This window comes from Cupriavidus sp. Agwp_2 (assembly GCF_040784895.1).
Taxonomy (GTDB): Bacteria; Pseudomonadota; Gammaproteobacteria; order Burkholderiales; family Burkholderiaceae; genus Cupriavidus.
Genome location: NZ_CP088084.1, coordinates 1,297,939 through 1,310,343, shown reverse-complemented (window position 1 = coordinate 1,310,343; position 12,405 = coordinate 1,297,939). Strand labels below are relative to the sequence as shown.

At 67.9% G+C, this 12,405-nt stretch carries 12 protein-coding genes; all 12 read left to right on the top strand.

Features of this window, described 5'->3' with window-relative positions; all coding sequences use genetic code 11:
• The first annotated feature begins 228 nt into the window (after positions 1-228).
• The 12 genes from LPA45_RS23725 to LPA45_RS23670 all read left to right on the top strand — a co-directional run bounded on the left by LPA45_RS23725 (position 229) and on the right by LPA45_RS23670 (position 12,335).
• Positions 229-534 carry a recombinase-like helix-turn-helix domain-containing protein gene (locus LPA45_RS23725; RefSeq protein WP_376790677.1) on the top strand — a complete coding sequence of 102 codons (306 nt, stop codon included), beginning with the start codon at positions 229-231 and terminating at the stop codon, positions 532-534.
• 34 nt (positions 535-568) lie between these two features.
• Entirely contained in the window at positions 569-1,630 is a 1,062-nt protein-coding gene (locus LPA45_RS23720; RefSeq protein ID WP_317924843.1) for an aromatic ring-hydroxylating dioxygenase subunit alpha, read from the top strand.
• Positions 1,623-2,396 carry an SDR family oxidoreductase gene (locus LPA45_RS23715; protein ID WP_317924844.1) on the top strand — a complete coding sequence of 258 codons (774 nt, stop codon included), beginning with the start codon at positions 1,623-1,625 and terminating at the stop codon, positions 2,394-2,396. The genes LPA45_RS23720 and LPA45_RS23715 overlap by 8 nt, the downstream gene beginning before the upstream one ends.
• A gap of 43 nt (positions 2,397-2,439) precedes the next feature.
• Complete coding sequence (locus LPA45_RS23710; protein ID WP_116322663.1) at positions 2,440-2,976, top strand: cupin domain-containing protein; 537 nt, start codon at positions 2,440-2,442, stop codon at positions 2,974-2,976.
• A gap of 31 nt (positions 2,977-3,007) precedes the next feature.
• The gene (locus LPA45_RS23705) at positions 3,008-3,874 is read left to right on the top strand and encodes an IclR family transcriptional regulator (RefSeq protein WP_317924845.1); all 867 of its coding nucleotides are present in this window, start codon (positions 3,008-3,010) and stop codon (positions 3,872-3,874) included.
• Between the two features lie 5 nt (positions 3,875-3,879).
• The gene (locus tag LPA45_RS23700) at positions 3,880-4,683 is read left to right on the top strand and encodes an SDR family oxidoreductase (RefSeq protein ID WP_317924847.1); all 804 of its coding nucleotides are present in this window, start codon (positions 3,880-3,882) and stop codon (positions 4,681-4,683) included.
• Positions 4,676-6,385, top strand: a complete 1,710-nt coding sequence (locus tag LPA45_RS23695; RefSeq protein ID WP_116322666.1) for a thiamine pyrophosphate-binding protein — start codon at positions 4,676-4,678, stop codon at positions 6,383-6,385. The genes LPA45_RS23700 and LPA45_RS23695 overlap by 8 nt, the downstream gene beginning before the upstream one ends.
• Before the next feature lie 13 nt (positions 6,386-6,398).
• On the top strand, positions 6,399-7,199 hold the full coding sequence (locus LPA45_RS23690) for an aspartate dehydrogenase (protein WP_029047256.1): 801 nt from the start codon (positions 6,399-6,401) through the stop codon (positions 7,197-7,199).
• Between the two features lie 118 nt (positions 7,200-7,317).
• Positions 7,318-8,796: an aldehyde dehydrogenase gene (locus LPA45_RS23685; protein ID WP_317924850.1), complete on the top strand. Its 1,479-nt coding sequence runs from the start codon at positions 7,318-7,320 to the stop codon at positions 8,794-8,796.
• A gap of 23 nt (positions 8,797-8,819) precedes the next feature.
• Positions 8,820-9,794: a VOC family protein gene (locus tag LPA45_RS23680; protein ID WP_317924851.1), complete on the top strand. Its 975-nt coding sequence runs from the start codon at positions 8,820-8,822 to the stop codon at positions 9,792-9,794.
• Between the two features lie 30 nt (positions 9,795-9,824).
• Entirely contained in the window at positions 9,825-10,781 is a 957-nt protein-coding gene (locus tag LPA45_RS23675; RefSeq protein WP_317924852.1) for a PDR/VanB family oxidoreductase, read from the top strand.
• 138 nt (positions 10,782-10,919) lie between these two features.
• Positions 10,920-12,335, top strand: coding sequence for an MFS transporter (locus LPA45_RS23670; RefSeq protein WP_376790678.1), 1,416 nt, complete (start codon positions 10,920-10,922; stop codon positions 12,333-12,335).
• Positions 12,336-12,405 lie beyond the last annotated feature (70 nt).

Sequence of the window (12,405 nt, the reverse complement as noted above, 5' to 3'; positions counted from 1 at the left end):
CGGCGCCGCCACCCGCGCGGCGCCGCTTGGCGCGCCGCTTGCGCCGCCTGATCTGAATTTTCGGGTTTACCCCAGTCAATTTTTACGGTTGCGTTGTCTATAGTCGTACCTGTGTTCAATATCTAAACCAGTGTTTCATTAGTAAAACACGACGGACGCAAGAGCAGGTCGCATCCGGACGGCGTCGGAACACGGTCCCCCAAGCTGCAAGACATGGAGCAAAGCGCAATGGAAAGCCTCTCGTACAACCCGAACCTGGTGCCCTGGGAGCGTCCGGCGCCGAACAACGTCGCAGGCAAGGGCCATATCGAACAACCCGGCAAGGTCGCCAACATCGTCTGGCAGACCCGTGCCGCCGCCGCGACCGCCTACGAGAACGCGCTGGGCGACGCCATCGAAGCCGCCTTCGAAGGCGGTGCCCAGAACCCGCAGGACATCGTGCGCGCGTTCAACGCCGCCGGCTTCCTGGGCGTCGACGGCCAGCCCTGGACCGAAGAGCGCTTCCTCTCCGAAATGCGCCGCCTGGGCGCCTGAACCACGCCAGAACCGCGTCCCTAGCGAGAACAAGATGGAATCGAACAAGCAAGCCCGCGCCGAAGCCCGCCTGAACACCGGCCTGCGCAACTACTGGTACCCGGTCGCCGCCTCGTGGGCGGTGAGCCATGCCCCGATCGGCATCACCCGCCTGAGCCAGAACATCGTGCTGTGGCGCGACGGCGCCGGCCAGGTCCACGCGCTGGAAGACCGCTGCCCGCACCGCGGCGCGCGCCTGTCGATGGGCTGGAACCTGGGCGACCGCGTCGCCTGCTGGTACCACGGCGTGGAAGTCGGCGGCGACGGCCAGGTCAAGAGCGTGCCGGCAGTGGAAAGCTGCCCGCTGGAAGGCCGCACCTGCGTGCGCAGCTACCCGGTGCAGGAAAAGGCCGGCGCGATCTTTTTGTGGTTCGGCGACCAGGCACCGCAGGGCGAAGGCAGCCCCGACGAGCTGCGCCTGCCGGAAGAGCTGGCCAGCGAGGAACACAGCAACTTCCTGTGCGTGGCGCACTGGGACTGCAACTACCGCTACGCCATCGACAACGTGATGGACCCGATGCACGGTGCCTACCTGCACGCGGTGTCGCACTCGATGGCTTCGGGCGAGAAGTCGGCCGTGATGCAGATCCGCGAGACCGAGCACGGCCTGGTGTTCGAGAAGACCGGCCAGCGCGGCGTCAACTTCGACTGGGTGGAATTCGGCGAGACCGGCACGCTGTGGCTGCGCCTGGCGATCCCGTACCGCGCCAAGGTCGGCCCCGGCGGCCCGTTCGGCATCGTCGGCATGGCCACGCCGGTGGATGAAGACCACTGCATGGTGTTCTTCTGGCGTACCCGCCACGTGCAGGGCTGGGAGCGCGACGTATGGCGCTTCCTGTATCGCAACCGCCTGGAGCAGCTGCACTGGGACGTACTCGAGCAGGATCGCGTGGTGCTGGAGATGATGGCCCCCAACGCCCGCGACCACGAGATGCTGTACCAGCACGATGCCGGCATCACGCGCGTGCGCCGTCTGCTGAAGCGCCGCGCCGACCAGGAAGTCGCCGACGAGCCGGTGGCGATGCTGAAGCCCGCCGGAGCCGCCAGCCATGCCTGAAGCCCTCACCAACAACACGCTGCTGGCCGGCCGCAAGGTGCTGGTCACCGGTGCCGCGCGCGGCCTCGGGCTGGCCTTCGTCAAGTCGCTGGCCGAAGCCGGCGCCAGCGTGGCGATGGCCGACATTTTGGCCGAGCGCCTGCAGCAAGAAGCCGACACACTGCGCGCCCGCGGCCTGAAGGTGGTGCCGGTGGTGCTGGACCTGGCGGATCCCGCCTCGGTGCAGGCTTGCGCCGAGGCCGCGGTCAAGGCCCTGGGCGGCCTTGACGGCCTGGTCAACAACGCCGCCGTGACCGACTCGGGCGGCCGCGATGCCAGCGCCATCGACATCGCCACCTGGGATCGCGTGATGAACGTCAACGTGCGCGGCACCTGGCTGATGACCGCTGCCTGCCTGCCGGCGCTGCGCGCCAGTGGCCGTGGCGCGGTGGTCAACCTGGCGTCGGACACGCCGCTGTGGGGCGCGCCCAACCTGCTGGCCTATGTGGCGAGCAAGAGCGCCATCATCGGCATGACCCGCTCGCTGGCCCGTGAAATGGGCAAGGACCAGATCACCGTCAACGCGGTGGCCCCGGGCCTGACGCTGGTGGAAGCCACCGAATACGTGCCGCAGCATCGCCACGACCTGTACCGCGAGCAGCGCGCGATCCCGCGCGAGCAACTGCCCGACGACGTCTGCGGCGCGGTGCTGTTCGCCCTCTCCGACCTTGCCCGTTTCGTGACCGGCCAGACGCTGGCGGTCAACGGCGGCTTTGTCATGCATTGATCCAACTGATCCAACTGATCCACTGAAAACAGAAGGAATCCAAATGAGCGATCTTTCCCAACCAGCCAACATCAAGCGTTCGTGGGACCAGCCGGACGGCGCCTCGTTCGACCAGTGGATGGAAAGCCGCGTCGCGCGCTTCTCCACGCGCAAGTACGACTGGGACGCGCTGAAGTTCCAGGCCGACTACGACCCCAAGTACCGCCGCGCGCAGATGCGCTACCTGGGCACCGGCGGCACCGGCGTGGCCGCGGACACCAACACCGTGCCGTCGGAGCACTTCACCTTCTCCACCATGATCATCCCGGCCGGCCATGAAGGCCCGTCGCATATCCACACCGACGTGGAAGAGGTGTTCTTCGTCATGCGCGGCAAGATCAAGCTGATCCTGGAAAAGGACGGCGAGCGCTTCGAGACCATCCTGACCGACCGAGACCTGGTCTCGGTGCCGCCGGGCGTGTATCGCGAGGAAATCAACATTGGCGAGGAAGACGCGCTGATGTGCGTGATGCTCGGCGCCAAGAAGCCGATCACGCCGACCTACCCGCCCGAGCACCCGCTGACGAAGATCAAGCGGTGATGCGCCATCGGCCCGTCCGCACGCACTGACCATGAGCACCAACGCCTTCCCGACGACGCCAGCCGCCAACGAGACCCAGGACAAGTACATCGTCCCGGGCCTGGAGCGCGGCCTGCGCCTGCTCAGCGAGTTCAGCAGCAAGGACCGCACCATGTCGGCCGCCGAACTGGCGCGCCGCCTCAAGGTGCCGCGCTCCACCGTGTTCCGCCTGCTGGCCACGCTGGAAATGCTGGGCTTCGTCGAGCGCGCCGATGGCGGCCGCGATTTCCGGCTGGGCATGGCGGTGCTGCGGCTGGGGTTTGAGTACCTGGCGTCGCTGGAGCTGACCGAGCTGGGCCGCCCGCTGCTGGAGCGGCTGCGCGACGAGATCGGCTACCCGACCAACCTGGTGGTGCGCGACGGGCGTTCGATCGTCTACGTGGCCAAGGCGGTGTCGCCGCGGCCCTTCGCCAGTTCGGTCAATGTCGGCACGCGTCTGCCGGCGCATGCCACGGTGCTGGGGCGCGTGCTGCTGGAAGACCTGTCGCTGGCGGAATTGCGCGCGCTGTACCCGGAGGCGCAGCTGGAAGTGTTCTCCGACAGCACGCCGCGCACGGTTGATGCGCTCTTTGCCATCGTCCAGCGCGACCGCGAGCGTGGCTACGTGCTGCAGGAAGGCTTTTTCGAATCGAGCATCTCGACCATTGCCGCGCCGGTGCGCGACCGCACCGGCAAGGTGGTGGCGGCGCTGGGGGCCACCATCCCCGCCGCGCATATCGATCCGGCGCATTTCGATCCGGATCAACTGGACGCGATGGTGGAGAAAGTGCGCAACACCGCGGGCGAGCTGTCGCGCCTGCTCGACTACCGGCCGTCGCTGTACAGCGCCGGCAAGGTCGTGAATCTGTATCGGGAGTGAGGACAATGTCCATGATTGAACTCGGCGGCAAGGTTGCCGTCGTTACCGGCGGATCCTCCGGCATCGGGCTGGCGACCGTCGAACTGCTGCTCGAAGCGGGCGCCGCCGTCGCCATGTGCGGCCGCGACGAAGCCCGCCTGCGCGGCGCCGAAGCACAGCTGCGCGAGAAGTTCGCCGGCTGCCGGCTCCATGCCGCGACCTGCGACGTGCTCAAGCCGGAACAGGTCGCCGCCTTTGCCGCCGACGTGCAGGCCACGCTGGGCAACGCCGACATGCTGGTCAACAACGCCGGCCAGGGCCGCGTGTCGACCTTCGCCAATACCGAAGACGCGGCCTGGATGGACGAACTGCAGCTCAAGTTCTTCTCGGTGATCCACCCGACGCGCGCCTTCCTGCCGCAGCTGGAGAAGTCGGCCCAGGGCGCGATCGTCTGCGTCAACTCGCTGCTGGCGCAGCAGCCGGAGCCGCACATGGTGGCGACCTCCGCCGCGCGCGCCGGCGTGCTCAACCTGGTGCGCTCGATGGCCACCGAATTCGCGCCCAAGGGTGTCCGTGTCAACGGCATCCTGATCGGGCTGGTCGAGTCGGGCCAGTGGCGCCGCCGCTTCGAGGCGCGTGCCGAAGAAGACCGCCACCTGGACTGGGCCGCGTGGACCGCGCGCCTGGCCCAGCAGAAACATATTCCCCTTGGCCGCCTGGGCCTGCCTGTCGAGGCAGCCCGCGCCATCCTGTTCCTTGCCTCGCCGTTGTCTTCGTACACCACGGGCAGCCATATCGATATCTCCGGAGGACACTCCCGTCATGCCTAATCAACAACAGTACGAACAACAGCAGGTCACCGTTGGCTGCGCCATCACGGCGTTCCTCGAGCAGTGCGGGGTCAAGGCCGCGTTTGGCGTGATCTCGATCCACAACATGCCGATCCTCGACGCCATGGGCGAGCGCGGCAAGATCCGCTTCGTGCCGGCGCGCGGCGAAGCGGGCGGCACCAACATGGCTGACGCCTACGCCCGTACCACTGGCGGCCTGGGTGTGTGCCTGACCAGCACCGGCACCGCCGCGGGCAATGCCGCCGGCGCGATGGTTGAAGCGCTGACCGCCGGCACGCCGATGCTGCATATCACCGGCCAGATCGAGACGCCGTACCTGGACCAGAGCCTGGCCTACATCCACGAAGCGCCGGACCAGCTCACCATGCTGAAGGCCGTGTCGAAGGCCGCCTTCCGCATCCGCAGCGCCGATACCGCGATCAGCACCATCAAGCTGGCCGTGCAGACCGCGCTGACGGCGCCGACCGGCCCGGTCAGCGTCGAAATCCCCATCGACATCCAGGCCGCGCTGATCGACCTGCCGGCCGACCTGCAGCCGCTGCCGGTGCCCAGGCACGTGCCGTCAGCGCACGCGCTGGACGCGCTGGCCGAGCGCCTGGCCAACGCCAGGCGCCCGCTGCTGTGGCTGGGCGGCGGTGCGCGCCACGCCAGCAAGCAAGTGCAACGCCTGCTGGACCTGGGCTTCGGCGTGGTCACCAGCACGCAGGGCCGCGGCATCGTGGCGGAAGACGATCCGCGCTCGCTGGGCGCCTACAACCTGCACAAGCCGGTCGAGGCCTTCTACCAGACCTGCGACGCGATGCTGGTGGTGGGTTCGCGCCTGCGCGGCAATGAAACGCTGAAGTACGAACTGAAGCTGCCGCGCCCGCTGCTGCGCATCGACGCCGACCCGGCCGCCGAAGGCCGCTGCTACCTGAGCGACTACTTTGTCAGCGGCGACGCCGCGCTGGCGCTGGACGCCCTGGCAGACCGGCTCGAAAAGCGCATGAAGGTCGATCCGGCCTTCGCCGCCGACCTGCGCCGCGCGCACGACGTTGCCGTCAACGGCCTGGTCGATGGCCTGGGCCCGTACTCGGCACTGGTGCAGGCACTCCAGGGCGCGGTGGGCCGCAACTTCAACTGGGTGCGCGACGTGACCGTGTCGAACAGCACCTGGGGCAACCGCGAACTGCGCATCTTCGACTCGCGTGCCGGCGTGCACGCGCTGGGCGGCGGCATCGGCCAGGGCCTGGCCATGGGCATCGGCGCCGCGATCGGCGCGGCGGCCACTGCCTCGGGCAAGAAGACTTTCACGCTTGCCGGCGACGGCGGCTTCATCCTGAACCTGGGTGAGCTGGCCACCGCCGTGCAGGAACGCGCCGACATGGTCATCGTGCTGATGAACGACAAGGGCTACGGCGTGATCAAGAACATCCAGGACGCGCAGTACGGCGGCCGCCGCCACTACGTGGACCTGCATACGCCCGACTACGCCGCGCTGGCCAAGTCGCTGTCGCTGCGCCATGCGCGCGTCAGCAGCCTGGCTGAAGTGGGCGCCGCGCTGGAGCAGGCCACGGTCGAGCCCGGCCCGTTCCTGCTGGAAATCGACATGCTGTCGATCGGCAGCTTCAAGACCGTGTTTGCCGGCCCGCCGGTGAACAAGGAAACCCCGGCTTCGGAACAGGCCACCGTCAGCGCCTGAGGAGAGCAGAAAAATGCTGCATGTGTCCATGATTGGGTGCGGTGCGATTGGCCGGGGCGTGCTTGAGCTGCTCAAGAGCGATCCCGACGTCGCCTTCGACGTGGTGATCGTGCCCGAGAGCGCGATGGACGAGGCCCGTGGCGCGCTCTCCGCGCTGGCGCCCAGCGCCCGCGTGGCCACGCACCTGGACGACCAGCGCCCCGACCTGCTGGTCGAGTGCGCCGGCCACCATGCGCTGGAAGAGCACATCGTGCCGGCGCTGGAGCGCGGCATTCCGTGCATGGTGGTGTCGGTGGGCGCGCTGTCCGAGCCCGGCATGGCCGAGCGGCTGGAAGCGGCCGCGCGCCGTGGCGGCACGCAGGTGCAGCTGCTCTCCGGCGCGATCGGTGCGATCGATGCGCTGGCCGCGGCTCGCGTCGGCGGGCTGGATGAAGTGATCTACACCGGCCGCAAGCCGGCGCGTGCCTGGATCGGCACGCCGGCCGAGAAGCTGTTCGACCTGGATGCGCTGACCGAGACGACGGTGATCTTCGAAGGCACGGCGCGCGATGCCGCACGCCTGTACCCGAAGAACGCCAACGTCGCCGCCACGGTGTCGCTGGCCGGCCTCGGGCTGGACCGCACCTCGGTGAAGCTGCTGGCCGATCCGCATGCGGTGGAGAACGTGCATCACGTGGAAGCGCGTGGGGCGTTCGGAGGCTTCGAACTGACCATGCGCGGCAAGCCGCTCGCCGCCAACCCGAAGACTTCCGCGCTGACGGTGTTCAGCGTGGTGCGCGCGCTGGGCAACCGGGCGCACGCAGTATCGATTTAAAGGACCGACCCTCCCGCTTGCGGGAGAGGGGAGTCCCGCCGCAGCAGTGGTGAGGGCATCGCAGCGAAATAACGCAGTAAGGCCGGCAGCGGCAACGACAGACACAGCAGGCAACGACATGAACCCACAAGAAGTACTCCCCATCTGCATCGCAGGCGAATGGCGCCTGGGGACCGGCGACCGCTACGGCACGCGCTACCCGGCCACCGGCGAAGTCGTCGCGGAACTCAACGCCGCCAGCCTGGCTGATGTGGAAGAGGCCGTGCAGGGCGCCCACCACGCCTTCCTCACCAGCGGCTGGGCCCAGCGCAAGCCGCACGAGCGCGCCGCCGTGCTGTACCGTGTGGCCGAACTGATCCGCGCACAAGCCGAACCGCTGGCACAACGCCAGCGCCTGGACAACGGCAAGCCGATCAGCGAAACGCGCGCGCTGGTCGCCAGCGCCGCCGGCACCTTCCAGTTCTTTGCCGCCGCCTGCGAAACGCTGGAAGAAACCATCACGCCGCAGCGTGGCGACTGCCTGACCATGAGCGTCTACGAGCCGATGGGCGTGGTCGCGGCGATCACGCCGTGGAACTCGCCGATCGCCAGCGAGGCACAGAAGATGGCGCCCGCGCTCGCCGCGGGCAACGCCGTGGTGGTCAAGCCCGCTGAAGTCACGCCGCTGATGGCGCTGGAACTGGCGCGCATCTGTGAAGAAGCCGGCGTGCCCAGGGGCCTGATCAGCGTGCTGCCCGGCAAGGGTTCGGTGATCGGCGACGCCATCACCAAGCATCCGCTGGTGCGCCGCGTGTCGTTCACCGGTGGCACCACCACCGGCAAGCACATCGCGCATATCGCCGCCGACAAGATGATGCCGGTGTCGCTGGAGCTGGGCGGCAAGTCGCCGACCATGGTGTTCGACGACGCCGACCTCGACCACGCGGTCAACGGCGTGCTGTACGGCATCTTCAGCTCGTCGGGCGAGTCGTGCATCGCCGGCTCGCGCCTGTTTGTGGCGCGCTCGCAGTACGAGCCGTTCATCGACCGCCTCGCCGCCGGCGCCGCGCACCTGCGCGTGGGCGATCCCGCCGACGAACGCACCCAGATGGGGCCGCTGATCACTGACCGCCACCGCGACAGCATCGAATCGTACGTCGCGACCGGCGTGCACGAAGGCGGGCAACTGCGCACCGGCGGCCTGCGTCCCGACGTGGCCGGCCTGCCCAACGGCTATTTCTACACGCCGACCATCATCGAAGGCCTGGATAACAACGCCCGCATCTGCCAGGAAGAGATCTTTGGCCCGGTGCTGGTGGCGATCCCGTTCGACGACGAGGACGACCTGATCGAACAGGCCAACGACAGCGTCTACGCGCTGGCCGCCGGCATCTGGACGCGCGACTACAAGCGCGCCTGGCGCGTGGCACGTGCGGTGCAGGCAGGCAATGTGTGGATCAACACCTACAAGCAGTTCTCGATCGCGACGCCGTTCGGCGGCTGGCGCGACAGCGGCCTGGGCCGCGAGAAGGGACGGCTGGGCATCCTGCAGTACATGGAGCAGAAAAGCGTGTACTGGGGCCTGAACGAACAACCGCTGCCGTGGGCCAACCACTGAACCCGGCAGGCTGGAGAGAAGCAATGATCAAGGTATTGGGAATCGACGAGATTGTCTACGGCGCGGATGACTTTGACGCCTGCCGTGGCTTTTTCTCGGACTGGGGCCTGGCCATCAAGCGCGATGACGCGCAGGGCCTGGACTTTGAAACGCTGAACGGTTGCCGCGTGCTGGTGCGCCGCATCGAGGATCCGTCGCTGCCGCCCGCGATCGAGGCCGGCCCGACGCTGCGCGAAGTGGTGTGGGGCGTCGAGTCGCCGGCCTCGCTCGATCATCTGGCTGACGCGATCGCCGATGCGCCGGGCTTTGTGAAGCAAGGCGAGGGCGGCACGCTGCGTATCGGCTGCACCGATCCGAACGGCCTGGCGGTGCGCTTCCAGGTCACGCGCAAGCATGAGGTGCAGGTCGACTGCGCGCTGATGAATACGTGGAACGACAAGCCGCGCATGAACCAGCGCAGCCCGATCTACGACCACGCCACGCCGATCGAAGTCGGCCACGTGGTGTTCTTCGTGAAGGACGTCAAGGCCACCGAGCAGTTCTACGTGGAGAAGTTCGGCTTCGTGCCGTCGGACCGCTACCCGGACCGCGGCGCGTTCCTGCGCTGCACGGCCGACGGCGGCCACCACGACCTGTTCCTGCTGCAGCTGCCGGAACCGAAGAGCGGCCTGAACCACGTCGCCTTCACCGTGCGCGATATCCACGAAGTCTTCGGCGGCGGCATGCATGTGTCGCGCAAGGGCTGGGACACGCAGCTCGGTCCGGGCCGGCATCCGATCTCGTCGGCGTACTTCTGGTACTTCAAGAATCCGGCCGGCGGCCTGATCGAGTACTACGCCGATGAAGACCAGCTCGACGAGCACTGGGAGCCGCGCGCCTTCGAGCCGGGCCCGACCATGTTCGCCGAATGGGCGATCGAGGGCGGCATCGACGGCAACACCCGCCGCCAGAAGAACGCGGGCGGCCCGGCAGGCAAGTTCCTGACCGAGAAGCGGTAAGAGAGAGAAGCGCAACAGAAGGAAGCAGCAATGAGTGCCCACCAGTCCCTGACCCTGCGCGTCCAGGCCATGCGTTTTGAAGCGCGCGGCGTGGTCAGCATCGAACTGCAAGATCCCGAAGGGAAGACCCTGCCCGAGTACAGCCCGGGCGCCCATATCGACCTGCACCTGGGCAACGGCCTGGTACGCAGCTACTCGCTGTGCGGCGCGCCGGAAGCGCGCAACCGCTACACCGTGGGCGTGCTGCTGGACCGCGGCAGCCGCGGCGGCTCGCGCTACGTGCACGAGCAGCTGCGCGTGGGTGCCACGCTGACGGTGGGCGCGCCGCGCAACAACTTCGAGCTGGACGAGAGCGCCGCGCATACCGTGCTGGTTGCCGGTGGCATCGGTGTCACGCCGATCGTCTGCATGGCGCGCCGGCTGGCGGAGCTGGGCAAGTCGTTCACGCTGATCTACTGCGCGCGTTCGCGTGCCGAGGCGGCATTCGTCGAACAGCTGTCGGCTTACGGCGACGCGGTGCGCTTCCACTTCGACGATGAAGCGGGCGCACCGCCGGACCTGAAGGCGATGCTGGGCGGACAGGACGCGCAGACGCATTTCTACTGCTGCGGCCCGGGCCCGATGCTGAATGCGTTCGAGGCCGCGTGCGAGGCGCATGCCTACCCGAACGTCCATATCGAACGCTTCGCCGCCGACCCGTCGACCGAGGCGGTGCAGGAAGGCGAATACGTGGTGCAGCTGTCGCGCACCGGCAATCTCGTCAAGGTGCCATCGGGCAAGTCGCTGCTCGATGCGCTGCTCGATTCCGGCGTGGAAGTCGAATACAGCTGCCGCGAAGGCGTGTGCGGATCGTGCGAGACCGCCGTGCTGGAAGGCTGCCCCGACCACCGCGACAGCGTGCTGAGCAACAGCGAGCGCGCCAGCAACAAGACCATGATGGTGTGCGTGTCCGGGTGCAAGGGCAGCAAGCTGGTGCTGGATTTGTAATTCCGCGCTTGTGTTCGCCCCTCTCCCGCAGGCGGGAGAGGGGAGCAACCCCCGAAGAATCAACCGAGAAGTACCGTGTTCACACAGAGACAAGACGCAGCGTCCCCCGGCGCACCGGTGGCCGCCACCGCAGGTATCGTGACCACGGCCGACAGTGCCGGCCAGGGCGCCGCCACGGCCACCGCCCGCAGCGGCCCGCCCGGTGGCGCCATCACGCGCGGCAATATCGTCGCCCGCATCGAACGCATGCCGGGCAACGCCATGCATATCCGCGCCCGGCTGCTGATCGGCCTGGCCACCTTCTTCGATGGCTTCGATGTCATCGCCATTGCCGCCACGCTGCCGCTGCTGATCGCGCAGTGGTCGCTGACGCCGGTACAGATCGGCGTCCTGATCGCGGCACCGTCGGTCGGTCAGCTGGTCGGGGCGCTGCTGTTCCCGGGGCTGGCCGAGCGCTTTGGCCGGTTGCGCTCGATCGGCTGGAGCGCGGGCATCATCGGCCTGATGAGCATCGCCTGCGGCCTGGCGCCGTCGTTCGAGATCTTCCTGCTGCTGCGCATCGTGCAGGGCCTGGGCCTCGGCGGCGAACTGCCGGTCGCCGCCACCTATATCAACGAAGTCACGCGCGCGCATGGCCGCGGGCGCTTCGTGCTGCTGTACGAGGTGGTGTTCCCGATCGGCCTGATGGTGTCCAACGGCGTCGGCGCCTGGCTGGTGCCGCACTACGGCTGGGAGGTGATGTACTTCATCGGCGGCGTGCCGCTGGTGCTGTTCTTCATTCTGAAACGCGTCATCCCCGAATCGCCGCGCTGGCTGGCCGAGAAGGGCCGCCTGGAAGAAGCGGATGCCGCCCTGCGCGCGTTCGAGGCCCGCGCCAGGGGCCCGCTGCCGCCGCCGCAGAATGCCAGCGCCTACGACCGCATGACCCAGCACCCGCGCCGCCGCGTGCGCGACCTGGTCGGCAAGGCCTATCTGGGGCGCACGATTGCGGTCTGGATGCTGTGGGCGACCTGCGGCTTTATCCAGTACGGCCTGTCGACGTGGCTGCCCACGGTCTACAAGACGGTCTACCACGCGCCGCTGCAACTGGCGCTGAACCTGGCCGCGGGCGCCTCGGTGCTGGGTGTGGTCGGCTCGCTGGTATGCGCGATGATCGTCGACAAGGTCGGCCGCAAGCCGGTGATCAACGTGTCGTTCCTGCTGTGCGCGCTGTCGCTGGTGCTGGCGGGCGTGTTCCACGCTTCGTCGGTATACGTGGTGGCGACCTTCTGCGCGCTGGCGATGGGTTTCCTGGCCAGCGGCTTCATCACCGCCTACGTCTATACGCCCGAGCTGTACCCGACCAGCGTGCGCGCGATGGGCTGTGGGCTTGGCGGCGCCTGGCTGAAGCTGGCCGCCATCTTCGCGCCGACACTGATCGCCGGCACCATCGGCAACGGCACGCTCAATGTGGCGTTCTTCGCGCTGGCCGTGGTCCCCGCGCTGGCGGCCATCACCGTTCACTTCTTCGGCATCGAGACCAAGGGGCAGGTGCTGGAGGAACTGGAGGTCTGAGCGGGCGCGTGCTCGTCCCGTTCATCTTTGAAGGCCGCGCCGGGATCCGGGGCGGCTTTTTTTCTTTGCT

Coding starts and splice junctions, on each gene's coding strand:
- LPA45_RS23725 (WP_376790677.1), top strand. CDS start 229: ATGGAAAGCCTCTCGTACAACCCGAACCTGGTGCCCTGGGAGCGTCCG.
- LPA45_RS23720 (WP_317924843.1), top strand. CDS start 569: ATGGAATCGAACAAGCAAGCCCGCGCCGAAGCCCGCCTGAACACCGGC.
- LPA45_RS23715 (WP_317924844.1), top strand. CDS start 1,623: ATGCCTGAAGCCCTCACCAACAACACGCTGCTGGCCGGCCGCAAGGTG.
- LPA45_RS23710 (WP_116322663.1), top strand. CDS start 2,440: ATGAGCGATCTTTCCCAACCAGCCAACATCAAGCGTTCGTGGGACCAG.
- LPA45_RS23705 (WP_317924845.1), top strand. CDS start 3,008: ATGAGCACCAACGCCTTCCCGACGACGCCAGCCGCCAACGAGACCCAG.
- LPA45_RS23700 (WP_317924847.1), top strand. CDS start 3,880: ATGTCCATGATTGAACTCGGCGGCAAGGTTGCCGTCGTTACCGGCGGA.
- LPA45_RS23695 (WP_116322666.1), top strand. CDS start 4,676: ATGCCTAATCAACAACAGTACGAACAACAGCAGGTCACCGTTGGCTGC.
- LPA45_RS23690 (WP_029047256.1), top strand. CDS start 6,399: ATGCTGCATGTGTCCATGATTGGGTGCGGTGCGATTGGCCGGGGCGTG.
- LPA45_RS23685 (WP_317924850.1), top strand. CDS start 7,318: ATGAACCCACAAGAAGTACTCCCCATCTGCATCGCAGGCGAATGGCGC.
- LPA45_RS23680 (WP_317924851.1), top strand. CDS start 8,820: ATGATCAAGGTATTGGGAATCGACGAGATTGTCTACGGCGCGGATGAC.
- LPA45_RS23675 (WP_317924852.1), top strand. CDS start 9,825: ATGAGTGCCCACCAGTCCCTGACCCTGCGCGTCCAGGCCATGCGTTTT.